At 64.5% G+C, this 24,602-nt stretch carries 19 protein-coding genes and 1 pseudogene; 6 read left to right on the forward strand and 14 right to left on the reverse strand.

The window, feature by feature from the left end:
- Together DQW77_RS18250 and DQW77_RS14435 are read left to right on the forward strand one after the other, a co-directional pair.
- Positions 1 to 496 (forward strand): DUF4214 domain-containing protein (locus tag DQW77_RS18250; RefSeq protein WP_181711283.1); only part of this gene is annotated, 496 nt, incomplete at its 5' end.
- A gap of 83 nt (positions 497 to 579) precedes the next feature.
- Positions 580 to 1,804 (forward strand): annotated as a pseudogene (locus DQW77_RS14435) (transposase).
- Positions 1,805 to 2,114: 310 nt separating this feature from the next.
- Here the strand turns inward: DQW77_RS14435 and DQW77_RS14440 are convergent.
- The 5 genes from DQW77_RS14440 to DQW77_RS14460 form a co-directional block, all read right to left on the reverse strand.
- On the reverse strand, positions 2,115 to 3,497 hold the full coding sequence (locus tag DQW77_RS14440; RefSeq protein WP_113258940.1) for an aminotransferase: 1,383 nt from the start codon (positions 3,495 to 3,497) through the stop codon (positions 2,115 to 2,117).
- Positions 3,498 to 3,892: 395 nt separating this feature from the next.
- On the reverse strand, positions 3,893 to 4,564 hold the full coding sequence (locus DQW77_RS14445; protein ID WP_113258941.1) for an ATP-binding cassette domain-containing protein: 672 nt from the start codon (positions 4,562 to 4,564) through the stop codon (positions 3,893 to 3,895).
- Positions 4,557 to 6,272: an ABC transporter permease gene (locus tag DQW77_RS14450; RefSeq protein ID WP_113258972.1), complete on the reverse strand. Its 1,716-nt coding sequence runs from the start codon at positions 6,270 to 6,272 to the stop codon at positions 4,557 to 4,559. The genes DQW77_RS14445 and DQW77_RS14450 overlap by 8 nt, the downstream gene beginning before the upstream one ends.
- 39 nt (positions 6,273 to 6,311) lie before the next feature.
- Complete coding sequence (locus DQW77_RS14455; protein ID WP_113258942.1) at positions 6,312 to 7,541, reverse strand: ABC transporter substrate-binding protein; 1,230 nt, start codon at positions 7,539 to 7,541, stop codon at positions 6,312 to 6,314.
- A gap of 26 nt (positions 7,542 to 7,567) precedes the next feature.
- Positions 7,568 to 8,536 carry a phosphotransferase gene (locus DQW77_RS14460; protein WP_113258943.1) on the reverse strand — a complete coding sequence of 323 codons (969 nt, stop codon included), beginning with the start codon at positions 8,534 to 8,536 and terminating at the stop codon, positions 7,568 to 7,570.
- A gap of 618 nt (positions 8,537 to 9,154) precedes the next feature.
- On the opposite strand from DQW77_RS14460, the gene DQW77_RS14465 reads away from it, so the two are divergent.
- The 4 genes from DQW77_RS14465 to DQW77_RS14480 all read left to right on the forward strand — a co-directional run bounded on the left by DQW77_RS14465 (position 9,155) and on the right by DQW77_RS14480 (position 14,631).
- Positions 9,155 to 9,811: an ABC transporter ATP-binding protein gene (locus tag DQW77_RS14465; protein WP_113258944.1), complete on the forward strand. Its 657-nt coding sequence runs from the start codon at positions 9,155 to 9,157 to the stop codon at positions 9,809 to 9,811.
- On the forward strand, positions 9,808 to 12,207 hold the full coding sequence (locus tag DQW77_RS14470) for an ABC transporter permease (protein ID WP_113258945.1): 2,400 nt from the start codon (positions 9,808 to 9,810) through the stop codon (positions 12,205 to 12,207). The genes DQW77_RS14465 and DQW77_RS14470 overlap by 4 nt, the downstream gene beginning before the upstream one ends.
- A 7-nt stretch (positions 12,208 to 12,214) precedes the next feature.
- Complete coding sequence (locus DQW77_RS14475; protein ID WP_404947939.1) at positions 12,215 to 13,246, forward strand: lipocalin-like domain-containing protein; 1,032 nt, start codon at positions 12,215 to 12,217, stop codon at positions 13,244 to 13,246.
- A gap of 86 nt (positions 13,247 to 13,332) precedes the next feature.
- The gene (locus DQW77_RS14480; protein WP_220124968.1) at positions 13,333 to 14,631 is read left to right on the forward strand and encodes an ArgE/DapE family deacylase; all 1,299 of its coding nucleotides are present in this window, start codon (positions 13,333 to 13,335) and stop codon (positions 14,629 to 14,631) included.
- Positions 14,632 to 14,678: 47 nt separating this feature from the next.
- Here the strand turns inward: DQW77_RS14480 and DQW77_RS14485 are convergent, their stop codons facing one another.
- From DQW77_RS14485 to DQW77_RS14525, 9 genes are read right to left on the reverse strand one after another with little or no spacing between them, the layout of a single operon-like run.
- Positions 14,679 to 15,512, reverse strand: a complete 834-nt coding sequence (locus tag DQW77_RS14485) for a CoA ester lyase (protein ID WP_113258947.1) — start codon at positions 15,510 to 15,512, stop codon at positions 14,679 to 14,681.
- Between the two features lie 41 nt (positions 15,513 to 15,553).
- Complete coding sequence (locus tag DQW77_RS14490) at positions 15,554 to 16,303, reverse strand: SDR family NAD(P)-dependent oxidoreductase (protein ID WP_113258948.1); 750 nt, start codon at positions 16,301 to 16,303, stop codon at positions 15,554 to 15,556.
- Positions 16,296 to 16,754, reverse strand: coding sequence for a MaoC family dehydratase (locus DQW77_RS14495; RefSeq protein WP_113258949.1), 459 nt, complete (start codon positions 16,752 to 16,754; stop codon positions 16,296 to 16,298). The genes DQW77_RS14490 and DQW77_RS14495 overlap by 8 nt, the downstream gene beginning before the upstream one ends.
- On the reverse strand, positions 16,754 to 18,700 hold the full coding sequence (locus DQW77_RS14500) for a biotin carboxylase N-terminal domain-containing protein (RefSeq protein ID WP_113258950.1): 1,947 nt from the start codon (positions 18,698 to 18,700) through the stop codon (positions 16,754 to 16,756). The genes DQW77_RS14495 and DQW77_RS14500 overlap by 1 nt, the downstream gene beginning before the upstream one ends.
- Before the next feature lie 5 nt (positions 18,701 to 18,705).
- Positions 18,706 to 20,304: an acyl-CoA carboxylase subunit beta gene (locus tag DQW77_RS14505; protein ID WP_113258951.1), complete on the reverse strand. Its 1,599-nt coding sequence runs from the start codon at positions 20,302 to 20,304 to the stop codon at positions 18,706 to 18,708.
- Between the two features lie 18 nt (positions 20,305 to 20,322).
- Positions 20,323 to 21,507: a phenylacetate--CoA ligase family protein gene (locus DQW77_RS14510; protein ID WP_258523868.1), complete on the reverse strand. Its 1,185-nt coding sequence runs from the start codon at positions 21,505 to 21,507 to the stop codon at positions 20,323 to 20,325.
- A complete protein-coding gene (locus DQW77_RS14515) occupies positions 21,504 to 22,298 on the reverse strand; it encodes an ABC transporter ATP-binding protein (protein WP_113258952.1) in 795 nt (264 codons plus the stop codon). Before DQW77_RS14515 ends, DQW77_RS14510 begins: the two co-directional genes overlap by 4 nt.
- A gap of 7 nt (positions 22,299 to 22,305) precedes the next feature.
- On the reverse strand, positions 22,306 to 23,499 hold the full coding sequence (locus DQW77_RS14520) for an ABC transporter substrate-binding protein (RefSeq protein WP_113258953.1): 1,194 nt from the start codon (positions 23,497 to 23,499) through the stop codon (positions 22,306 to 22,308).
- A 47-nt stretch (positions 23,500 to 23,546) separates the two neighbouring features.
- A complete protein-coding gene (locus DQW77_RS14525) occupies positions 23,547 to 24,599 on the reverse strand; it encodes a branched-chain amino acid ABC transporter permease (RefSeq protein ID WP_113258954.1) in 1,053 nt (350 codons plus the stop codon).
- Between the last annotated feature and the right edge of the window lie 3 nt (positions 24,600 to 24,602).

Raw genomic sequence — 24,602 nt, forward strand, 5'->3', positions numbered from 1 at the left:
GATCGCGTCCTTCTTCATCGGCCAGCCCGAGACCGAGGCCGCCTACCCGCCCGGCACTTCCAACGAGGTCTTCGCGGAGACGGTCTACAACAATGTGCTGGGCCGGGCCTCGGACGCGGGGGGGCTGAAATTCTGGGTCGATGCGCTGGACGCGGAGGCGGTCAGCCGCGACCAGTTCATCCTCCAGGTCCTGCGCGGCGCCAAGGTGGACCTGCCGCCGGACACCCCGCAGGAGTTCATCGACCAGCAACTGGAAGACCGGGCCTACCTGGAGGACAAGGTCGATATCGGGGCCTGTTTCGCGGTGCACAAGGGAATGACGGACGTGGACAACGCCGCGGCGGCAATGACGCTCTTCGGGGACCAGGACACGGCCGACATCCCCGGTGCCGTGGCCGCCATCGACGATTTCCATGCCGACGCGCTGGACCCTGACACCGGCGAATTCCTCATGCCCCTCGTCGGCGTGCTGGATGATCCCTTCGCAGTGGCGTGACGTTAGCAGGTTGCCGAAAAACCTCGCCTCGACAGGGACTTGAGAACATGATTCACCCTTTTCGGGCCACGAAGGGGGTGATGATGCGCGGGACGGACGAGGCGAGCGGGGCGCTGTTCACCTACGTGGATCTTGAGGATCGGATCCCTGCCGATCATCCGCTTCGGGCGATCCGTCGGATCGTGAACGACGCGTTGGCGAGCCTCGATGCCGAGTTCGACGCGCTCTACACCGACTTTGGCCGCCCGTCGATCGCGCCGGAGCGTCTGATCCGGGCCAGCCTTCTGCAGATGCTGTTCTCGATCCGCTCCGAACGGCAGCTGATGGAGCAGATGGACTACAACCTGCTGTTCCGGTGGTTCGTTGGCCTTGGCATCGACGGCCCGGTGTGGGTCCCGACGGTGTTCACCAAGAACCGCGACCGGCTGCTGAAGACCGACATGTCGCGCAAGGTGATGGCGGCGATCCTGGCGCACCCGGAGGTCAAGCCGCTGCTGTCGGACGAGCACTTCTCGGTGGACGGCACGCTGGTCAAGGCGTGGGCGTCGATGAAGAGCTTTCAGCCAAAGGAGAGCGCACCGCCGCATAACGACGGTCCGGGCGACCCGCCACCGCTGCCACCGCCCGACGAAACCTCCCCAGACACCGACCAGCAACCCCAGCAGACCGAGACCCAGCCGATGTCCGACACAGCCCGCCAGCCCCGCAACGCCGAAGTGAACTTCCGGGGCGAGAAGCGTTCGAACGCGACCCACGCTTCGGTCACGGACCCCGATGCCCGCCTTTACAAAAAGGCGCCGTGTGCCGCGGCGACGCTGTGTTTCATGGGTGAGGAGGGAAAAGCCGACAGTCCGGGGGACTGTCGGCCCTGACGCAAGGCTGATGGAGAACCGCAACGGCCTCGTGGTGCAGGCGGACCTGACCCACGCCGATGGGCACGGCGAGCGCAAGGCGGCGCTGGAGATGATCAACCGGCACTCACCGGGCTCGACCCGCCGTTTGACGCTGGCGGCAGACAAGGGGTATGACAGCGCCGACTTCGTCAAGAAACTGAGAGGCATGGTCGTGACGCCGCACATCGCGCAGAAGGCCCGGCATTCCGCCATCGACGGTCGAACGACGCACCATCCCGGCTACGCCCTGTCCCAGCGACACCGCAAGAAGATCGAGGAACCATTCGGCTGGGCCAAGACCGTGGGCGGCATGGCGCAGACCGTTCACCGCGGCCTCGACAGGGTCCGCGCGCAGTTCACGATGACCATGGCGGCCTGCAATCTCGCCAGATTGCCGAAGCTCCTGGCCTCCTGACCACGGCAGCGACCCTGAGCCCCGGGTCCGCACCCGCGGACGACCGGCCTTCAAGCAACGGCAGACGGGAAAACGTCCTTACAAACAGACTTCTTCAGAAACCTGTTAAGCAAAGCTAAGTGCGGCAATATTGCGGCTCTCCTCAAGCAGTCAACGCGTTTGCCTGAACGGCGGCTTTCGGGACGTCGACCCATCGTTGCGAATTCCCTTCCCTGCGCGAATCTGCCGCTTTTATCTTCGCCGAACGGCGGAGGCATACCAGGTGCAGGCCGGGAAACTTGCTTTGGGCAGAACAATAGCGTTCACCCGGTCAGGTGAAATCCGTCTCGACCTCTCCGACAGCCTCTTCGAGGATGTCGAACATGCGGTCAATCTCGTCGTCGCTGATGATCAGCGGTGGCGAGAAAACGCACATGTTGATCAGGGGCCGCACGATCAGACCGCGCGCCTCGCACGCTTCATCAAGCCGTTCGCCCAGGGTACGTTGAACACTGAGTGGTGTGTCGCGCCCGTCCGTCAACCCTTCCAGACACCCAAGCAGGCCCATTCCACGCGCATCGCCGATGATCGGCGATTTTCCCAACGCGATCAGACGGTCCTGAAAACGTGGCGTCACAACGCGCACATGGTCCAGAAGTCTTTCCCGTTCCATGATCTCGATATTCTTCAGCGCGGCCGCGCAGGATACCGGATGTGCCGAATAGGTATATCCGTTTGGAAAGAGGACATCGTGATCGTCACCGGTCATCCGTTCCATGACGCGGTCCGAGATGATGCACGCCCCGAGCGGCAGGTAACCCGATGTGAGTCCCTTGGCGCAGGTGATCATGTCGGGGACGATGCCGAACACGTCCTCGGACGCAAACCAGTGCCCGAGCCGGCCGAACGCCGTCACGACCTCGTCGGAGATATAGAGTACGTCGTGCTTGCGGCAGATCTCCAGCGTGCGTCGGTGATACCCTTCGGGCGGGATGATGACGCCCCCCGAGCACAGGATCGGTTCGGCGATGAAGGCGCCGATCCTGTCGGGTCCGATCTCGGCGATGGCGCGCTCCAGATCGGCCACCTTCTCATCGCACCATTGAGCCTCCGTCATGCCTTCGGGCCGCGTGTAGGGATTCACGTCCGGCAGGAAGTGCACCAGCCGGTCCTCGAAGTCGAACCAGCTCTTGTCGCGCTCCTTGCCGGTCACGCTGGCTGCCAGGTAGGTCGAGCCGTGATATCCTTTCTCGCGTGCGATGACCTTTTTCTTTTCCGGGCGGCCAAGCCGGTTGTTGAGGAAATGCATCGTCCGGATCGCGGTATCGACGGCGGTTGAGCCGCCGGTTGTGAACATCACGGTACTGAGCGGAGCGGGCGCGAGCGAGGCGACCTTTTCCGCCAGTTCGGCGGCGGGTGACGTGGTGACAGTCCAGGGGGATGCATAGGGCAGTGACATCACCTGTTCCGCAATGGCATCGGCCATTTCCTTGCGTCCATAGCCGATCTGAACGGCCCACATCCCGGCAGGTCCGTCGATCAGTTTGCGGCCATCGGCATCGTGAAGATATATGCCGTCTGCATGGGTGATCATGAACCTCTCGCCCTTTTTCCACGATCCAAGATGCTCCCAAGGGTGGAGGTGATGATCACGGTCGGCCTTTGCCGTATGTGTCAGGGCCGCGTTGTGCCCGGGTTTGACGATATCGTCCATTTCCGATCCTTCCTGTCTCGCCGTGGCGTGGCCGGCCTTTCAGATGGCAATTCGGAATGTTCGGGACGGTCGTTCGAGCCTGCCTGTTCCCGCCCGGTTTCCCGAATTCGTCCATCCCAAGCGCTTGCAGGTCCGCACCTGTGCCGCGTCATGCACGCACCCGTGGCCGGCCATGGATGCCTTCACCGGCCTGGTCATTCATTCCGATCATTCGTGTGCCACCATCCTTGAACCCACCCCCGCAAGGGAAGTGCCGGGCAGGTTATGGAGGCCCCGCTCCACGTTACACATTGAATGCATGATTATTCAATCAAAAGCTTGCGGAGGCCGGCCGCGGCGGGCGGCCGCTTGAAAGTGTCAGCGCCGCTGTCTTAGCGTTGCACCCGCGATCCGGTTCAATTTCGGGTGGCCAGCTGCCCCATGCAGTGAACCGGGCCTCCGGCGGCCTCGGCATCGGAGTGATCGTGGGTGACCTGAAGCACCGGGAGGGCGCGACGGCGGGCCACTTCGAAGACCAGAGCGCGCGTTTGTTGGCGCAGGCCGGTGTCGAGCCTCGAGAATGCCTCGTCCAACAGCAGCGCGCGAGGTTCGGAAAGAAGCGTGCGCTGCAGCGCCACGCGCGCACGTTGACCGCCCGAGAGCGTCGCCGGATCGCGATCCGCGAAGCCCGAAAGGCCGACCTCGTCCAGGGCCGCTTCGACCCGGTCGCGACGGGCCGCACGTCCTTTGAGGGCCGGCTTCAATCCGAAGGCAAGGTTCGCCCCGACCGACAGGTGCGGAAAAAGATACTCGTCCTGAAAGAGGATCCCCACCTGCCGCGCTTCGGTTGGCAATCCGGCCAGATCCTGACCGTCAAGCCGGATACGGCCGGTCAGCCTGAAGGCTGGTGGAAGGGTTCCGGTGATTGCCGCCAGAAGCGTCGATTTGCCCGACCCCGATGGCCCCATGACCGTCAGAACCTCGCCAGGATCGACATTGCAGTCCAGCGCAATCAGCCGGGTGTCATCGAGCGAGATCGTTACACCCTCGAAGCGCAGGCCGGGAGGGAAGGCGGTATTCTCAGGCATGTAGAAGACCTTTGCGATTGCGCCAAAGGAGACGCGGCAACACAAGTGCGAGGGCGAAGGGCGCGAGGGCGGCGGCGGTCTGTGCCAGCGCATAGACGCCTGTTACCCGTCTGTCGCCACCCGAGGCGAGGGCCACAGCCTCGGTCGTCAGGGTCGGCACACGGCCCGCCCCGACCAGAAGCGTTGGCAGGTATTGCCCGACCGAAACGGCAAAGCCCACGGCGGTGGCGATCAGCACCGGTCGCAGCAGCATCGGCAGGCGCACCATCCATAGAACCCGATCCGGACCGGCGCCAAGCGCGCGTGCGGTCGTGTCGTGCTTGGCGTCCCAGACGCGCCATGGATCGGCCAGCGAAAGGAAGACATAGGGCAGTACGAAGACCAGATGCGCTGCGATCACCGCCATGCGCCCACCATCCAGACCCGCGCCTATGGAAAGCGTCTGGAAACCCGTGAGAAAGGCGACCTGCGGCACGATCAGCGGCAGATACAGCAGCCAGAGCGCGCGGGTGGCCGGCCGCAGGCCGTGGCGATGTTCTGCTTCGAGGCAGGCAAGCGTCAAAAGAAGGGCGAGGCCTGTCGCGGCGCCGGCTATGATCAACGTTTCACCCGCCGGTCCGGCAAGCTGCGCCCCGTAGCGGTTCCAGTTCCGCCAGGTGAACCCGTCAGGCAGCAGATCAGGGAACTGCCAGAGCCCGGCAAAGGACCAGATGACCTGTCCTGCCAGTCCCGCGATCACCGCCAGTGCCGCGGTTGCCCCGAGTATCAGCGCCGCGCCGCGGATCACCTGATCGGGGCCGCGCCATCCCCGGCCGCCGGTACTCACCCAGATTTTTCCAAGCCGGCCTGCCACGATCTCGGCCAGGCGCCAGAGACCGATCCCGAAAAGCACCAGCCCGAGCTGCAGCACAGCACCGGCTGCGGCCTGAAACCTGAGGGCGAGGTCGGGGTCGTTCATCCAGCGCACCACTTGCACCGCCAGGGTGGGCGGCGTGTTTGGCCCGAGGATGATCGCGACGTCCACCACCGACATCGAGAACGCGAGCACCGCGAATACCGGCAACCGGATCTGCCGGTAGACAAGCGGGAAAACCGTCTTGAGCCAACCGGTGATCCGGGCATACCCGAGACATTGCGCGACCCGCAGGCTGGACGCGGGGCGTACCTGCGTCAGCGCCGCGAGCGTCATGAGAAGAAGGAATGGCACCTCCTTGGTGACCAGCCCGAAAATCAGGCTGAGCCCGGCGGGATCCTGAAGGATCAACAAATCCGGTGGTCTGGTCCAGCCAGTCACCCAGGGCGAGAGGCCCCTGGAAAGCCAGCCCGATGGCGCGATGAGGAATGCCAGTCCGAAAGCCGCGGCAGCATGGGGCACGGACAGAAGTGGCGACAGGAGACGCTCTATCATGGTGAAACTGCGCGTCCCTGCCCACCCGGCGCAGATGAGTGTCACGATCGCCAGGGAAATCGCGGTTGCGCCAAGACCGACCCCCAGGCTCAACATCACGGCGCGCGACAGCCCCGGCCATTCCAGGAGGGCGCGCAATGGGTCAAGGCTCAGACCGGTGCCTTGAAGCGCCGGCATGTAGCCGAAAGCCGGGGCCAGCGTACCCAGGATGCCCGCCAGCACGGGCCCCAGCATGACCACCAGCGTGACCAGCGGTGCCCAAGGCAGGAACCGCGCCCGCCGGGGCCGGCGCCCGGCCATGCGAACCGTTGTGACAGGCGCGGTGCCCATGCGGGGACTTTACTGTCCGACGCCGTAACGTGCGGTCCAGTCCTGCTCAAGCCGGACCATCCAGGAGGGGTGAGGTTCCGGCAGCGCTTCGCCCAGTTCTGCAGGGGTGAGCGTCGCGACACCCAACTCTATCGCATCGAAGCGGGCGCGGTCCTTCGGATCGAGCTTGTCCATCGCCAGAACCGTGCCGCTTCCCCAGACAGCCGGATCCTGCTTGCGTGCCTGTGCCTCGGGCGACATCAGGAAGTTTGCCAGGACCATGGCACCGGCCTTGGCATTGGCGTTGTATGGAATGGCGACGAAGCTGGCGTTGCCGATGGTGCCCCCGTCCAGCACATAGCTGCGCACAGTGTCCGGGAGTTCGTAATTGGCGATCGCGTTCGACGGCGCGTTGAGCTCGATGCTCAGCGCCAGGTCGATTTCGCCATCGGCCATCAGCTGTATCAGGCGGGTGCTTGACTGCGGGTAGGCCGCGCCGCTGCGCCACAGGTTCGGGGTCAGTTCGTCGAGATACTGCCAAAGCGGTTCGGTCGCCGTGACATAGGCGGTTTCATTGACCGGTTGCTGGAGAACATCCGGATTTGGAGCGAGTTCGATCACGGCCTGCTTTAGAAATGTCGATCCCACGAAATCGGGCGGTTGCGGATAAGCAAAACGCCCCGGATTGGCCTTTGCCCATTCCAGGATTTCCGGAATTGACCGTGGTGGATCAGTCAGGTGCGCCGTGTCGTGATAGAAAATGATCTGTGCCATTCCCCAGGGGGCTTCAAGCCCGTCCGTGGGCACCGTGAAATCGGACGTGACTGCCGGCTTGCCCTCGACATCGACATATTTCCAGTTCGGCACGTCCTCGGCCCAGGGACCGAACAGGAGTCCCTTTTCCTTCATCGCTGCGAAATTCTCGCCATTGATCCAGATGAGATCGACTGAACCGTCCTGGTCCTTTCCGGCGGACTTTTCTGCGATCACACGGCTTACGGCGTCGGCGGTATCCTTGAGCTTGACATGCTCGACAGTCACCCCGTGACGTTCGGCCAACCTGTCCCCGGCCCAGCGGATATAGTCATTGATCGCGTTGGAACCGCCCCATGCATGCCAGTAGACGGTTTGGCCTTCCGCGGCTTGCTTCACCGCCTTCCAATCGGCCGGATCGGGCGCCGCGTCCTGTGCGGACGACGGCGCACCGAGGCCAAGCGCCAGCCCGACCGCGGCCAGCGATTTGAGTATGTATCGGCTCATTGCGGATTCTCCATGTTTTCGGATGATTATATCAGATTGGCAAGATGGTTGAATTCATTGCCGATCCGGGTCGCGATTTCGGGGTCGAGGTAATGGTCGACACGATCCTTCACGTGGGCGACCAGGTTTTCCTCGCTGTTGTCGGCAGCCCAGTCCTCGCCCTTTAGGCTGGCTTCGGCCTCGCGGCCTGACAGAACCCTCCATTTCGCGCACCATGTCATCGACCAGAGCCACATCGCCCGGCGCATCGGCAAAATCCAGAGGCGAGCGGCCTCGCGCTCGGGCGCGGGCAGACAGGTCAGCCAGTGCCCGCAGGCGGCCGCCGTTTGCTCGGGTGTCAGGACCGCGTGTGTGGCCACATCCCACGTGGTAGAGGTGTAAAGGGTGGCATGGGCCAGATCGAGGGGCGGCGCGCTGTAGCGGGCCTTTTCAAGATCCACGAGCACGGCACGGCCGGATTTGTCGATCAGGAAGTTTCCCGGATGGGCATCAAATGAAATCAACCGCCTTGGCGGGCGGGCCGTTGCAACGGCAAGTTCCTGCAGTATCGCGATATTCTCCTCAAGCACGGCGCGAGTCCGGGGACTGATCCGCGCGGCTTCCAGATACTCGGCCTGGGCGCCGATCTCGTTGAGAAGCCCTTTCAGCGGATCCGCGGGCGACAACAGCGGTGCGCGCTCCGATGCCTCCGGAACGGGCAGTGCATGGATCGCGGCCAGGGCCTCCATGATGGCGGGCAGATCCCCGGGAAGGTTGGCCGTGCGTCCTTCGATTTCTTCTACGACAAGACCGCCACGCGGCAACGGCCCTGATGGAGACAGCACCGCGTGAAGACGGGGGGCATGGCCGCTGGCACTAGCCCGCGAGAAGCAGGCGGCCTGGTAGGCGAGGTTCTCATCCGGTTTCAGGTTCATCTGACTCTGCTTGGGCAGCCGCGCGATCCACCCGGTGCCGGGCAGGCGCAGGTGATCATGGGCAAGGCCGGTATCGGGCATCAATTCCGGTGGCCCGGTTGCGATACTCGCGGGTTCCAAGGCTTGGACTAGAGAGTGTTTCAGGCCGTCTCGTCGGGTCATTGCAGTTCGGTTCACAGCCATTTCACCACCTGTCGCATCACCACATCGACGGGAGAGTTCAGGCTCCGGCACCGGATAGGCAAGGGGCCGATGTAATTGGCCGGGGCGGCTGCACCCACACCCAGGGCGGGCCGGTCGTTTCTACGCCGCGGTCTTTCGTGGCGCGAAAACGGGCCGCAAACGCCGGAAAGCGGGGCTGAGGTGGCATGCATGTCGGTCAGGTCCAGTTCGGTTCGGGACGATTTCGCGCACAGTAAGCGGAACCGTGCAGGACGGAAACTCACAACCATGTCAGGCTTTCGTTGCATTCCCGGAGCTCTGATTGACCGTGCCGGCCTGCATGTCTTGAAAGATCCGGATGCCATGGGACATGGCACTGCATGGCGGTTGCTTCAGGATGTCGCAGGTGCACCGGTTCGGGCTGCGGCACTTCAGGCGGGACAGGTTTGCAGGCGGTGCACATCCTGCGGGCGCCGGGGCGCTGTGCCGCTTTTCATTCCTGTTGAAAGGAATAGGTTCGATCACGAAGGGTGCGCGATGCTTCTTGATGTCGACGATCTGAAGAAGTCGTATGACGGGCCGTCGGGACCGATCGAGGTCTTGCGCGGTGTCAGCTTCGCGCTTGATTCCGGGCAGACGCTCGCCCTCACCGGCGAGTCGGGGTCCGGCAAGAGCACGCTGCTGCATCTCGTCGGCGGTCTGGACGAGGCTGACGCGGGCACGATCCGCCTTGGCGGGGCGGAGGTAACCGGACTGAACGACCATGGCCGCGCAGCCCTGCGCCGGGGCAGCGTCGGGATCGTTTTTCAACAGTTCAATCTGATTCCGTCGCTGGACGTTGATGCCAACATCGCGTTTCAGGCACGGCTTGCAGGGGCGGCCGACCCGGACCGTATCGCCCGGCTGACCGATGCGTTGGGGCTGGCCGGGCAGGGTGCGAAATATCCCGAGCAGCTTTCGGGCGGTCAACAGCAGCGCGTGGCGATTGCCCGGACACTGGCCGCACGACCCAGGCTGGTGCTGGCCGACGAACCCACGGGCAACCTTGACGAAGCCACCGCGTCAGAGGTTCTGGACCAGATGCTGGAGCTGGTGGCCGAAACCGGGGCGGCGCTGATGATGGTGACGCATTCACCCGGGTTGGCGGCGCGCATGAATCGTCAACTCAGGTTGAGCGCGGGACTCCTGCAGTGACGCGGGCCTGCCTTCAGGCCCTGTTTTCGCATTGGTGGCGCAATCCGCTGCAGCTTTTCACACTTCTGGCCGGGCTCGGGCTGGCGACGGCGCTATGGTCCGGCGTGCAAGCGGTAAATTCCGAAGCGCGGTCAAGTTATGACGCCGCCGCGGCGACACTGGGCGAAGCGCGGTTCGACCAACTTGTGCCACGGGCCGGCGATACGATCCCGCAACAGACGTTCGTGGCATTGCGGCGGGCCGGTTGGAAGGTGGCGCCGGTGCTGAGCGGAACCATGACCGCCAACGGAATACGGGTCCGTATCGTGGGCATCGATCCGTTGACGGCGCCGGGCGGGATCGGACCGCAGGCCCTGGAAACCGGGACCGATCCGGCGGCCTTCCTGTCACAACCGGTGCTGTTTGCCAACCCGGAGGTAGCCGATCCGCTGGCAGGTGCGGTGCCGGATCGGGTGGTGCCCGACAAGGGCGTCGCACCTGGCACCGCGTTGACGGATATCGGGGTTGCACAACGTCTGCTGGAACGGCCCGGTGAACTGAGCCGCCTGATCATCGTTCCGCGGCAGCCGATGGGCCGGCCACCGCTTGACCGGATCGCCCCCGACCTGTTGCGTCGTCCGGCACAGGGCGGATCCGACGTACGCCGGCTTACCGACAGTTTCCACCTCAATCTCAGTGCTTTCGGCCTGCTGAGCTTCGCGGTGGGGATCTTCATCGTCCATGGCGCGATCGGGCTGGCGTTCGAGCAGCGCCGTGCGATGGTGCGGACCCTCAGGGCATTGGGCATGCCGTTGCGCAGGTTGGTGATCCTGATGGCGGCGGAGTTGCTGATGCTGGCGCTTGTGGCCGGCGCGATCGGCGTGTTGCTGGGGTATGCGGTGGCGGCGGCGTTGCTGCCGGATGTAGCGGCGACCCTCGAAGGGCTTTATGGCGCGCAAGTGTCGGGCGCGTTGCAGTTGCGGCCGGCCTGGTGGCTTTCTGGTCTGGGCATCGCAATGGCCGGCACGGTCCTGGCCGGTGCCGGGGCCCTGTGGCGTATCGCGAGGATGCCGATTCTCCACAGTGCCGGGGCGCGGGCCTGGTCCATGACATCAAGACGCTGGCGGCGGGTTCAGGCCGTGGCCGCGGTCGCCCTTTTTCTGGCCGCGGGCATTTTGGCCCGGCATGGCGACGGGCTGGTTCCGGGGTTCGGACTGCTGGCCTGCCTGCTACTCGGTGCTGCTCTGGCCCTGCCACTGCTTCTTGATCCCCTGCTGGACGTCGGAATGCGGCGGACGCGGGGTGTGGTGTCGGAATGGTTCTGGGCCGACACACGCCAGCAATTGCCCGGATTGAGCCTGAGCCTGATGGCGTTGCTGCTGGCGATGGCGGCGAATGTCGGGGTTTCGACCATGGTGTCGAGCTTCCGCCTGACATTCGAAGGGTTTCTGGATCAGCGCCTCGCCTCGGAGCTTTACGTGACAGCCGAGGACAAGGCGCAGGCGGAAGAATTGCAGGCTTTCGTCGCGTCACGCGTCCGCGCGGTGCTGCCGCTTCTTTCGGTGGAAACGCGGCTTGCGGGAGTCGCGGCAGATCTTTACGGGGCGCGTGTCGGGCCGACCTACTCGGAAAACTGGAAATTCCTCGACTCGCGCAAACCGGTCTGGCCGCACGTGGCCGCCGGCGAGGCGGTGATCGTCAATGAACAGCTTGCGCGCCGTGCGGGCCTGACCATCGGCGAACACCTTGATGTGGGGCAGGGCGTGCGCCTCCCGATCGCGGGGATCGTGGGCGATTACGGCAACCCCGTCGGGCAGGCGGTTATCGGCGAGGCGCTGTTCCGCAAGCTGTTTCCGGAAATTCGCGCCACGCGCTTCGGGTTGCGCAGCAACGATCCCGAGGCGCTGCGCGCGGCGCTGATCCGGGAGTTGGGGTTGCCGCCGGGGGCAATCGTGGATCAGGCCCGGATCAAGGCGTTTTCCATGCGGGTCTTCGAGCGCACATTCACGGTGACCGCGGCGCTCAATGTCCTGACTTTGGCGGTGGCAGGCTTTGCCATGCTGATGAGTCTGCTGACGCTGGCGGGGATGCGGGTGCCGCAACTGGCGCCGGCCTGGGCACTGGGACTGACCCGGCGGACATTGGGGAGACTTGAGCTGCTTCGCGCAATGCTTCTGGCGGCTCTGACGATGGCCATGGCGTTGCCCCTGGGGCTGGCGCTGGCCTGGGTGCTGCTTGCGATCGTCAACGTTGAGGCGTTCGGCTGGCGTCTGCCGATGTATCTTTTCCCGTCCGATTATGCGGTGCTGGGCGTTTGCGCCCTGGCTGCGGCGACGCTGGCGGCGGCGTGGCCGGCCTGGCGGTTGTCCCGCACACCGCCCTCGGACCTGTTGAAGGTGTTCTCCAATGAACGCTAGGGGTTTGATGGCTCTGTTGTTGATACTGCTGTTGCCGATACCGGCCGCGGCGCAGGGTTTTGCGGGAATGGGCAGCGACGCGGAAGGGTTTGCCGTGCCGCGGCCGGATCCGGATTTCACCTTCCCGGGCGATCACGGATCCCATCCCGATTACCGGATCGAATGGTGGTACCTGACCGCAAATCTGGAGGCGCCCGATGGCACACCCTACGGGCTGCAATGGACACTTTTCCGGTCCGCCCTGGCACCGGGCGAGAGGCCCGGTTGGCAGAGTCCGCAAATCTGGTTCGGCCATGCCGCGGTAACCGGGCCCGACCTCCACCATGTGGCCGAACGTTTCGCGCGGGGCGGGATCGGCCAGGCCGGGGTGCGGGCGGCGCCCTTCTCGGCATGGATCGACGATTGGCGCATGGAGGGCGAGACCTTTGACAGGATGCGGCTTTCGGCCTCGGGGCCGGATTTTACATATGACATGACGCTCACGGCCAACGGGCCTCTGGTGCTGCACGGACAGGGAGGACACTCGGTAAAGTCGGCACAGGGGCAAGCGAGCTATTACTATTCCCAGCCGCATTTCGCGATCGAGGGACGTCTGGCCCTGCCGGACGGAGAGGTGCCGGTGAAAGGCACAGCCTGGCTTGACCGGGAATGGTCTTCTCAACCGCTGGCGGCGGACCAGGACGGCTGGGACTGGTTCTCGCTTTCCTTCGCGACCGGGGCGAAGCTGATGGGCTTTCGTCTGCGCGGTGCGGCCGGTGACCAATTTACCTATGCCACCTGGATCGCCCCCGATGGCAGTGCGGTGGCACTGGATCGGGGCGCCTTTCAGGCCACACCCCTGGAGACCACGCCGGTTGCCGGACGGGAGGTTCCGACGCGCTGGCGCGTGGTGGTGCCCGACAAGGACGTCGATGTGATGGTTGCGGCGCTGAATCCGCAGGCATGGATGGCTGTTTCCCTGCCTTACTGGGAGGGGCCGGTTCGGGTAAGCGGCAGCCATCAGGGGCGCGGCTACCTTGAGATGACCGGATATGAATGATGGCAGGCGGGTCGCCTGGTGCCAAGAAATCCCTCGCGCCCGGTTCATGGCCATGAAAGGATACCCGGGGACAGCCCGGAGGGCCCTTGACCTTGGAAACCGATCTGAAGACCCGAATTCTGGCTGCCGTGGATGATCGTTTCGATGCGCAGACGGAATTTCTTTCGGATTTGACAGCGTTCGCGTCCACCCGCGGCAATGAACAGGAGGCGCAGTCGTTCATGGCGGAGGCGCTGCGCCGCCGTGGCTATGATCTCGACGTCTGGGAGATCGACATTGAGGAGATTCGTGATCTGCCCGGTTTTTCCCCGGTGGCGGAGCCATTCGAGAAGGCTGTGAACGTGGTCGGCACCCATTCGAGCCGGACACGCAAGGGCCGCAGCCTTGTCCTCAACGGGCATGTGGACGTGGTGCCGGCGGGGCCGCCGGAAATGTGGGACACGCCCCCGTTCGTCCCGCGGATCGACGGCGGATGGATGTATGGGCGGGGAGCCGGGGACATGAAGGCCGGACTTTCCTCCAACATCTTCGCCGTGGACGCTCTGCACGCCTGCGGGGTCCGACCGGCGGCGGATGTCTTCGTGCAATCCGTGGTCGAGGAGGAATGCACAGGCAACGGGGCGCTGGCCTGTTTGCAGCGTGGATACCGGGCCGAGGCCGCGCTGATACCCGAACCCTTCGGCGAGGCGCTGGTCGAGGCGCAAGTGGGGGTGCTCTGGTTCCGGGTCCGGCTGGCGGGCCGGCCTGTTCATGCGGCCGAGGCCGGCAGCGGTGCGAACGCGATAGAAGCGGCGATGCCGCTGATCGCGGCGCTGCACGGGATGGAGGCGCGGTGGAACGAGGATCGGCACAGACACCCATGCTACGCCCATTTGTCTCACCCGCTCAATCTCAACATCGGCAGGATCGAGGGCGGCGACTGGACCAGTTCGGTTCCGGCCTGGTGCGTGTTCGAGGCGCGCATGGGGCTTTATCCCGGCCAGGATCTGCAGGCGGCCAAAGCCGAGATCGCCGCCACCCTGCACGACGCGGCACGGCAGGATCCGTTCCTTTGTGACATCCCGCCCGAGGTGACCTGGCACGGCTTCGAGGCCGAGGGATACGCCCTGGCGGAAAGTGCGGCGCCGGAAGCGGCGCGCGCCGTATCGGTGCTGGAGACCGCGCATCGGGCGATCACGGGGAGGGCTCTGGACAGGGTGGCCTCGACCGCCACCACCGATGCGCGGTTCTTCGGCCTTTACGCGGATATGCCGGCGCTGGTCTACGGCCCGCGCGCCGAGGGCATACACGGCTTCAACGAACGCGTGGACCTGGACAGCGTGCGCCGTGTGACACAGGCCACGGCGCTTTTCATTGCCGATTGGTGCGGGCTGGAAAACGCCTGAAACCGGCTGCGGGGCGTGGCCACGGTGCCCCGTGGGGCGGCGGGTCCTCAGCCCGGCCTGACAGAAGCGCGGGCAAGGATGGCTTCGGCCTGGCGCAGATGTGGCCGGTCCAGCATGCGGCCGTCCACCGATGCGACGCCGCCTTCGGATCCGGCCATGGCGGCAACCACCCGTTCGGCCCAGGCGATATGTTCCGGTGACGGGGTAAAGGCATCATTTATCGCGCCGACCTGCCTGGGATGAATGGCCATTTTCGCGGTGAACCCGATGGCTTCGGCCGCCCGAGCCTCGGCGGCAAGCGCGTTGGTGTCGCGGAAATCGGTATGGACGGCATCCACCGCCGCCACCCCGGCGGCGCGCGCGGCGAAGAGCATCGCATCACGGGCCATGCGGAACGGTGAAAGGTAAGTCCCCGCGTCGTCACGATTGACCGAAGCGCCCAGATCCGCGGCCAGGTCCTCGGCGCCCCAGGCAAGCCCCGCTAGCGCGGGATGCGTCCAGTCTTCGGTCATCAGGGCGCGCACCGCGCGCACCGTTTCAGTGGCGATGGCGAGCATCGGCGCGCCCCCGGTGAGAGAAGCCAGCGCTTTCAGGTCATCCGGCCCTTCGCATTTCGGCAGCACGAAACCGTCCGCTGCACCGCGCACCGCCGCCACGTCATCCGCCGTGAGCCCGGTGTCGAGGGCATTGACACGAACATGGCAGGTCACCTCCGGGCGGGTGGCCAGGAAATCCGCGACCGCCGACCGGGCGGCGGGCTTTTCGGAGCCGGCAACAGCATCCTCCAGGTCCAGGATCAGCGCGTCAGCGCCGGCATTGCGCGCCTTTTCCATCATGTGCGGTGAATTTCCTGGGACGAACAGCCAAGAGCGTGGGGTCATGATCGGTTTCTCCTGCGGATGGGCTTGAACATGATACTTGCCTACAGGGCCGATATTCCGCCGGTCACGGAAACAGTCTGTCCGGTGAGGCGAGCGGCCCCCGGACCGGCGAGGAAGGTGGCAAGCGCGGCGATGTCCCCCGGTTCCGCGACGCCGAGATGCGCCATCGCCTCGGCTTTTGCGAACAGCTTGCCAGCGAAGGGATCGGCCATCAGCCTGTCATAGAGCGGGGTGCCACGCACGATCGATGGCGTGATGCAGTTGACGCGGATGCCCTGCCGCTTGCCTTCCGTTGCCATGCCGCGGGCGAACATGGCGATCCCGGCCATGGCCGCGCCGATGGCGGATTCCCCCGGGGTTGCGATCTTTCCCGCGTCGGAGGCGATCACAAGGATGCAGCCATGGCCCTGTGCCCCCATCACGTCATAGGCGGCGCGGGCAGGCAGGATCACTGGGCCGAGGCATCCGTTTATGTCCGTCAGCACCTCTTCGGGCGGGATATCGGATAGCAGGCGCGGCATCGGATCCCCGCCCGCCCCGGAGAGCAGGACATCGAGACCGCCCAGCATATGCGTGGCGTCGGATACCATGCGCACCGCCTGCACCGGATCGGCGGCATCACCGGTGACGGCCTGCGCGTCCAGACTCCGGGCCGCGGCATGCGCGCGTTCGGGATTGCGGCCGGCGACCGCGATTTCGGCACCCGCGGCCCGCATCGCCTCGGCGCAGGCGAGGCCGATGCCGGCAGTGCCCCCGACGACGAGGATGCGCTGACCGGCCAGCTCAGTCATCGGATGGCCTTTTCATCATCAGGGCGGCACGTTCGCAACTTCCGCAGAGCTTTCCATCCTGATTGAAACACTCGTGGCGGAAGGTCACGATACCTTCACCGGGACGGGTTTTGCTTTCACGCTTTGAAACGACGGTGGTGCGCATGCGGATCGTGTCTCCCTCGAACAGCGGGTGCGGAAATTTCACCGCCTCCATGCCGAGATTGGCGATGGTCGTCCCGAACGTGGTGTCGTTCACCGTCATTCCCACCATGCAGCCCAGCGTGAAGAGCGAATTCACCAGCGGCCGGCCCCATGTGGATTGCGCCGCCGCGTGGGCGTCAATGTGAACCGGTTGCGGATTCATGGTCAGCAGCGAGAACCAGCGATTGTCGGTCTCGGTGATCGTGCGCGTCCAGTCGTGATCAAAAACCATTCCGGCTTCGAACTCCTCAAACCAAAGGCCTGGCATCAGCTTTGCTCCTCTTCCAGTTCGATCAGCACAGTCTTGTGGGCAACGGTTTCGCCCGCCGCGACGGCAACGCGGGCCACATGTCCCGTGAAGGGGGCGGGCAGGGCATGGACCAGCTTCATCGCCTCCATGACAGCAAGCGTCTGGCCCTCTTCAACGCGGTCACCAGGGACCGCCCATACTTCGGTCACGAGCCCGGTCAAGGGGGCGGTGACCAGGCCTTCGGCGGTGTTGTTCACGCGGGCCTCCATTCGTGCCTCGGCCAGTGGGCGTATGAGCGCCCTGATCGAAAGGCCCCGCAGGCTGGCAGCGACACGGCCATCGGCGCAGATCGTGGTGTTTCCGGTGTCGACGGCCAGCGTGCGGCTGCCATCGGAGACAAGTGGTGTCCGGTCGAAGATCAGGGTGATTTCGACGGTGCCGTAATCATCCGAAATCTCCAACGGTGCACGGCCCGGCGCCGCGTGTCCGCCGACACGGAATCCGTCGCCCCGGCTAAGCGGGCTGTCCCCGTCGTCGATCCATTCCAGCGCCGCCTGTCCCCTGAGTTTCAGCAGCCGTTCGGGATCGGGTTGCCAGCCATCTGGGAAGGCTTCGCCCAGAAAGCCGGTCGTGGCAAGACCGCTGGCGAACGCGGGGGTGGTCAGGCAGTCGCGCAAAAAGCCCAGGTTGGTTCCCGGCCCGACGATCCGCGTGGCGTCCAAACCTCCGATCAGCCGTGCGAGCGCCGCATCGCGATCGGCACCGTGCGCGATGAGCTTGGCCAGCATCGAGTCGTAGTGGCCGGAAATGGTGTCGCCAGCCTCGACCCCGGTGTCGAAACGCAGCGACGGTCCGGTGCTCAGCGCGTCGATCCGGCCGGTATCGGGCAGGAACCCCGCTTCGGGACGCTCGGCATTGAGCCGCAATTCGATCGCGTGACCGCGCGGGCGTATCTGGGCCTGTGTCAACGGAAGGGGCAAGCCGGCCGCCTGCCTGAGCTGCCATTCCACCAGATCAACCCCGCATACGGATTCGGTGACCGGGTGTTCGACCTGAAGCCGTGTGTTCATTTCAAGAAAACAGGGCTGCTTGTCCGCCGCATCCATGACGAATTCGACAGTTCCCGCACCGGAATAGGAAATCGCCGTGGTCAGTCGCACCGCGTGATCGAACAGCGCCTGCCGGACGGTCTCGGGCAGATTCGGCGCCGGGGCCTCCTCGATGATTTTCTGGTGGTTGCGCTGCACCGAGCAATCGCGTTCATAGAGATGCAGCGCATTGCCGCGGCCGTCACCAAAGACCTGAACCTCCAGGTGCCGCGGGTCGGAAATCAGCTTTTCGAGAAAGATCGTCGCATCGCCGAAGGCGTTTTCCGCCTCGGCCCGGGCCGATTGAAGGGCCGCCGCCAGATCACCGGCTTTCTCGACCCGGCGCATCCCGCGCCCGCCACCGCCGGCACTGGCCTTGACAAGTACCGGATACCCGATCCGGCCGGCGGCGTCGGCAAGGTCCGCATCGCTTGCATCGGCACCGTCAAATCCGGGCACGACCGGAACGCCGGCCTGTTCCGCGACCCGCCGCGCGGCGATTTTTGAGCCCATGATCTCGACTGCCTCGGCGCCGGGTCCGACAAGGATCAGGCCCGCGTCCTCGACCGCGCGAACGAAGCCCGCATTTTCGGAAAGGAAGCCGTAGCCGGGGTGAATGGCATCGGCTCCGGCGGTTCGGGCCGCTGCGACGATCCGGTCGATATTCAGATAGCTTTCGCCGGGCGGGGCGGGGCCGATCGGCACGGCCTCGTCGGCAACACGGACATGACGCGCCTCGGCGTCAGCCTCGGAGTATATGGCGATCGCCCTTAGTCCCAGCCGCCTGCAGGTGGCCGCGATCCGGCAGGCGATCTCGCCGCGGTTGGCGATCAGGACACGGGCGATCGGTTTGGGGGCGGTGAGGAATTCGCTCACTTGGGTTACATCCTGTAAACGGGGCGCTGGTCGCGTATTTCGGGCCGAAGGTTGACGACGGACAGGCACATGCCGAGTACCCGCCGCGTGTCCCGCGGATCAATGATCCCCTCGTCGAAAACGCGGGCGGTGCAAAAGTATGGATCGGATTTCTCCTCGAACATGCGGCGCAGTTTCGCTTCGTGCTCGGCGAGTTCGGCGTCACTTGCCTCGCCCTGAGAGATCGAGGCACGCCGCAGGTCCATCAGGACCGAGGATCCGACATCGGGGTTCATTCCGCCAAGCCGGGCATTGGGCCACATGAACATGAAGTGAGGGCGGAAACCGCGCCCGGACATGCCGTAATTGCCCGCGCCATAGGAACTTCCGGTAACAACGGTCAGGCGCGGCACGCGGGTGTTGGACATGGCATAGACCAACTTGGCGGAATGCTTGGAGATTCCACCAAGCTCCGCATCGCGACCGACCATGAAGCCGGTGGTGTTCTGCAAGAACAGGATCGGGGTGCCGCGTTGATCGCAGAGTTCGATGAAATGCGTGGCTTTCAGGCAGGCTTCGGCAAAAAGAACACCATTGTTGGCAATGATGCCGACGGCGAAACCCTCGATCCGCGCGGTACCGCAGACAACGGTTTCGCCCCATTCGGGCTTGAACTCGTGAAAGTCGCTTGCGTCCACGATCCGCGCAATGATCTCTCGCTGGTCGAAAGGGCGGGACAGATCGGTTCCGACGATACCGGGGATCTCGGCCGCGTCGAACAACGGATCGGCGGGATCAGTGCGCCCGGTGGCAATCGGTTGACTGTAAGCGAGGCTTGCGATCATGTCGCGCAGGCGACCGAGCGCCGCGAACTCGTCCGGCACGATGTGGTCCGAGACACCGGACCGGCGGGTATGGATGGCAGCGCCCCCGAGATCGTGCCGGTCGACAATCTCGGATATTGCCGCACGGACAATGTGAGGCCCGCCAAGGTGGATAGAGGCCTGCCCCTCCACCATCACGAATTCATCGCACAGCGCGGGAATATACGCGCCGCCGGCGGTGCATTCTCCGAACACTGCGGCGAGTTGCGGAATGCCCTGCGCCGACATCCGGCACTGACGGTGGAAGGTGCCGCCGAAATGGTTCTCGTCATAGAACACCTCCTCCATCTGATTGAGGTTGGCGCCTCCGCAATCGACGAGGTAGACGCAGGGCAAACGGTTCTCGGCCGCGATGTCCTGCGCGCGGATGTGTTTCTTGACCGTTTCGCGGTGGAACGAGCCGCCCTTGACGGTGGCATCGTTGGCGATGATCACGCAGGTGGTGCCGCGCACGGTGCCAACCCCGGTGACAATGCCCGCGGCGGCAAGGTTGCCATCATAAAGCCCCCATGCGCCAAGCGGCGTGAATTCGAGAAACCCGGTTCCCGGGTCGATCAGGAGGTCAATACGCTCGCGTACGGGTATCTTTTCGCGCGCGCGATGGCGATCCACCATCTTTGCGCCGCCGCCGGCGCGTGACCACTCCAGCCGGGCATGCAATTCCTCGATGAGAACCTCATAGTCCCTTGCCCGGGCAGCCTGCTCCGGTCCGTTCTGGACTGGCGTGCCAATCAACGCCATCGCGTGCTCCTTTCGGGTTCAGAACTCACGGTTGTCCTCCAGAGGTTCGGAAATCGTGTGCCGGTCGCAGCGGATCACGGTGTCTGCGCGCAGTCGGGTGATGCGCTGGAACGCATCGAGGATTTCTTCCTCGGGGCGGGCAGGGCCGCTCAGTTCCAGAGTGATATGATCGCTGCCGCCCTCGCGCGAGATCCGGATGCGGGCCTCGCTACCGCCGCCAAGGGAGCGGGAAAGCGCCCGGGCATGGGTGGCGTAGACGAAAATCTCGCGGACCTTGACGCCATCGCCGACGCGTCCCTCGATTCCGCTCATCCGGGTGACGAAGCCGTCCGCCCCGATTTCGAGGGCGCGGGCCATGTCGCCGGTGCCGAACCGGATCATTGGCCATCCACGCGCAAGAGTGGTGACAACGACTTGTCCGGGCATGCCCTCGGACAACGGCACGCCGGTATCCGGGTCGCATATCTGCACGAGCCGCTCTTCGTGGCAAAGATATCCGGGCTGACCGTCCGCCTCGAAACCGACAAGCCCGAGGTCCGCTGTGCCATAGGCGCTGTGCGTCGTGACGCCATGTTCCCGCTCAAGTCTCCGGCGCTTTGCCATCCAGTCGCCCGGTTCCCCGCCGAGGAAGGCCCGCCTGACCGGCCAGCGGTCCTTGGTGGCTCCGTGAGTGGAGGCGAAGGCGTTGGCGACCTTCTCGAAATATGCGGTGGAGCCGAGGAACGCGGTAACGCCAAGCGTCTCGATCAGGTTCACCTGCAGCTCTGTCCTGCCCGGTCCGGAGGGCACCACAGTGGCGCCGGTCGCACGTGCGCCCGCGTCAAAGAGCAGACCGGCGGGTACAAGGTGATAGGACCAGGTGTTGAGCGCCACGTCCCCCGGGCCAAGGCCACCGGCCCGGAACATCCGGTCGAAGCCATGCGCCTCGTGGCCGCGAAGCACCGGTTCGAATATCGGCCCCGGTGAGGCATAGAGATGCGCCACCTCTTGCAGAGGAACGGAAAGATGCCCGCCGAAAGGCGAATTCCCCGACTGGAGTTCCATTAGTTCTGTCTTCGCCAGAACCGGCAATCGTTCAAGTGTGCCCGGCTCAGCCAGGTCGGCGGGTGCAATGCCCGAATCCGACAGGCGTGCCGCGAGGGCGGGCGCATTCTGCGTGGCCTCCGTGACGATCCGAGCGAGTGTCGACAAGCGGTCAGTCATCCCAGCCACCTCTTGCGCCGGCGGTAATGCTTTATGTCCCGATAACTGACACGTTCGTCGCCTGCGCCCATACCGAGGTAAAATTCCTGAACGTCCTGATTGCCCTCGAGGCTCTGGCGGCTGCCGTGAAGGACGATGCGCCCGCGCTCCATGATGTAGCCATAATCGCACCTTTCGATGGCGGCGCGGGCGTTCTGTTCGACCATGAGAACGGTCAGGCCTTCCTCTTTCTTGATGCGAGCGATCGTATCGAAAAGCTGTTGGGTGAGGATCGGGGCAAGGCCCATTGACGGTTCGTCGAGGATCAACAGGCGTGGGCGTGCCATGATAGCGCGACCGATCAGCACCATCTGCATTTCGCCGCCGGAAAGATACCCCGCCGTACGGTTGAGAAGCTCCGGCAGGGCCGGAAAGTAATCGCAGACCCGTTCGAGATCGGATTTGACCGCGGCGCGGTCACGGCGCAGATGCGCGCCGACCATGAGGTTCTGATGCACGGTAAGATGCTCCAGCACCTTGCGGCCCTCCAGCACCTGTACCACCCCGGCCTTCACGATGTCGGACGGATCGGCATGGGTGATGTCCTGTCCATCAAGGACGATCCGCCCCACCGTTACGCTACCATGATCAGCATGAAGCAAACCGGATATCGCCTTGAGAGTGGTCGTCTTCCCGGCACCATTGGCGCCGAGAAGAGCGACCATCTGACCGTCGCGCACCTCCAGGTTGGCAGACCGGAGAACCTGGATCACGCCACCATAGACAGCATCGACATTGGCGAGGGTCAGCATGCCGGGCTCACCATTTGTCGATCTGGGGCACGTCGAACCAGTCCGATTGAACGGCCGTGATTTCGCCGTCTTCGACGACCTGCGCTGTTGCCTTGATATCTCCGACCGGGAATGGCGCCGTGTTGTCGAAATCAAGAGACGGCAGCGCACCAAGAAGGTCATCTTCGGCATATTCATGGGCCAGAAGCGCATCATACATCGCCTGTCCGGTCACATCGCCGGGTCCGACATCTGCAATCGCGTTTTCCAGCACACGCAGCGCAAGTATCGCCTGCGCGCTTGCTTGTGCGGTGATGGTGCCCCAGTCACCGTCGGATTTGTATTCCTCGAAAACGTCCCGGATCGGCAGGCCCTCCTTTTCAGGTGCCGCGAAACTGAAGGCCGAATAGAATCCTTCCAGCTGTTCCAGCGACAAACCCTTCGAAACCTCCGAAAGTCCGTTATGCGTGGACATCACGATCGGCACGCGCTGCCCCAGTTCGTCCATCGCCTTGGCGGATGCGATCACCTGTGCGGTGGTGCCGCCGACCAGTAGCAGGTCCGGGTCATCCGCCATCGCCGAACGGATCTGCGATGTCAGCGACACGGGTGCCGTATCGGCCCATTGGGTCGAGGTCACGGTGAAACGCTCCGGGTGCTGATCGGCCAGCGCCTTGACCCCGTTCACCTGATCCACGAACCCCGCCTGATTCTGGGTCGAGAGAGCCGCGATTCGAAGGGGCCCGTCCCCCTGTTTCTGGAGGTGATTGAAGAGCCCGGCAAATTCATGGCTGTACGTTGGCCGGATCGAAAAATGCCACCCGTCCGGCTTCCAAACCAGGCCAACCATCGCGGTGCCCAGAAGCATGGGAACCTTGTCATTGGGCAGCCGGCCCATCAGGGTGACGAGATCGGGCGAACCAAATCCGAGGTGGATGATCGGTTCGTCCGATGTCAGGATCGAGGGCCATGTCCGCGCGACCACGGCGCTGTCATAGCGCATGTCGTACGTCTTGAGGTCGACAGAAACGCCAAGGCCCTCCCCGACCTCGGCATTCCAGTAATCGACCATTGCGTTCAATCCGGCCATCGCGTCGGGCATGACGTCCGCGAACGGACCGGAGTAATCGGCGCTCGCGGTTATCACGTACTCCTCCGCCAAAGCGGATCCTGTCAGGGCCAACGCGGTTGCGCCGGCCAGTAGCGTCTTGGTAAGTTTCATTTTCTTCCTCCCTGTTCGACGGCTCTACTGCCGCCGGTTGATCCGGCTCAGTTCCGCGGGAACGGCCAGAGCCGGAAAGCTGTCATCGTCTGTGTCCAAAGATGGGCAAGGCCGCGCGGCTCGAATATCAGTGCCGCCAGTATGCAAAGGCCGAGCACGACCGAACTGGCCGCGAAAACCTCGCCTCCGCCCAGGCCCGAGCCCGATTGCAGGATTGCATTGCCGGCGCTGTGCAGCCCTTCCTGCACCAGGGTCACGAAGATCACCCCGAGGACCGGGCCAAGGGGCGAATGCAAGCCACCGACGATCAGCATGCCCAGATACCATACCGATGCGAAGAGCGTGAAACTGGAGACGGTCACGAACTGCAGCAGGTAGGCAAGGATGGCCCCGGCCACCCCGGCATACAGCGCGCCGGCGAAAAAGGCGGCGATCTTGATCCGCGTGACCGGTATGCCCATGACACCTGCAACGCTGTCATTGTCGTGCACCGCGCGGAACGCCCGCCCGACCCGCGAGCGCGGGAGATTGTAGGTGGTCCATACGGCCAGCACGGCGAAAGCAAGGCCGAGGAAATAGAGGCCCGAAGGCGTGCCGAGTCCGATCCCGAACAGTGACGGCGGCGAGACCGGCAGGCCCACCAGCCCGCCCAGCCATGACATCGGCAGCGCGAGGATCACGATCGGGAACATCACCTGCGCGGCGAGGGTGGTCAGCGCCAGGTAAAAGCCCTTCACCCGTGCCGCGGGCAGGGCGAAGAGAACCGAAACCGCCCCGGTGATCAATGCCGCTGCGGGGATCACGGCCCAGATCGGCGCACCCAGTCCCGAAAGCTTGGCTGCCGTGAAGGCGCCGACGCCCACGAAGGCGGATTGCGCGATATTGATCTGCCCGGCCATCCCGACCGTGACGTAAAGCCCGCAAACCGCAATCATCGTGATGAAAAGGTTTGTCATTTCACCCAGCAGCCAAGGCCCTGTCAGCAACGGCAGACAGACGAGTCCAGCGCTCAGCAGCCCCAGCCAGGCCCGCGCGCGCCGGGTTTCGAGGATCCGCGCCTCTGCCGCGTAGCTTGAGAACCAGATGCCTGTCGGTCGCATCAC

It is taken from the genome of Roseovarius sp. TE539 (genome assembly GCF_003298505.1).
Lineage (GTDB): Bacteria > Pseudomonadota > Alphaproteobacteria > Rhodobacterales > Rhodobacteraceae > Roseovarius.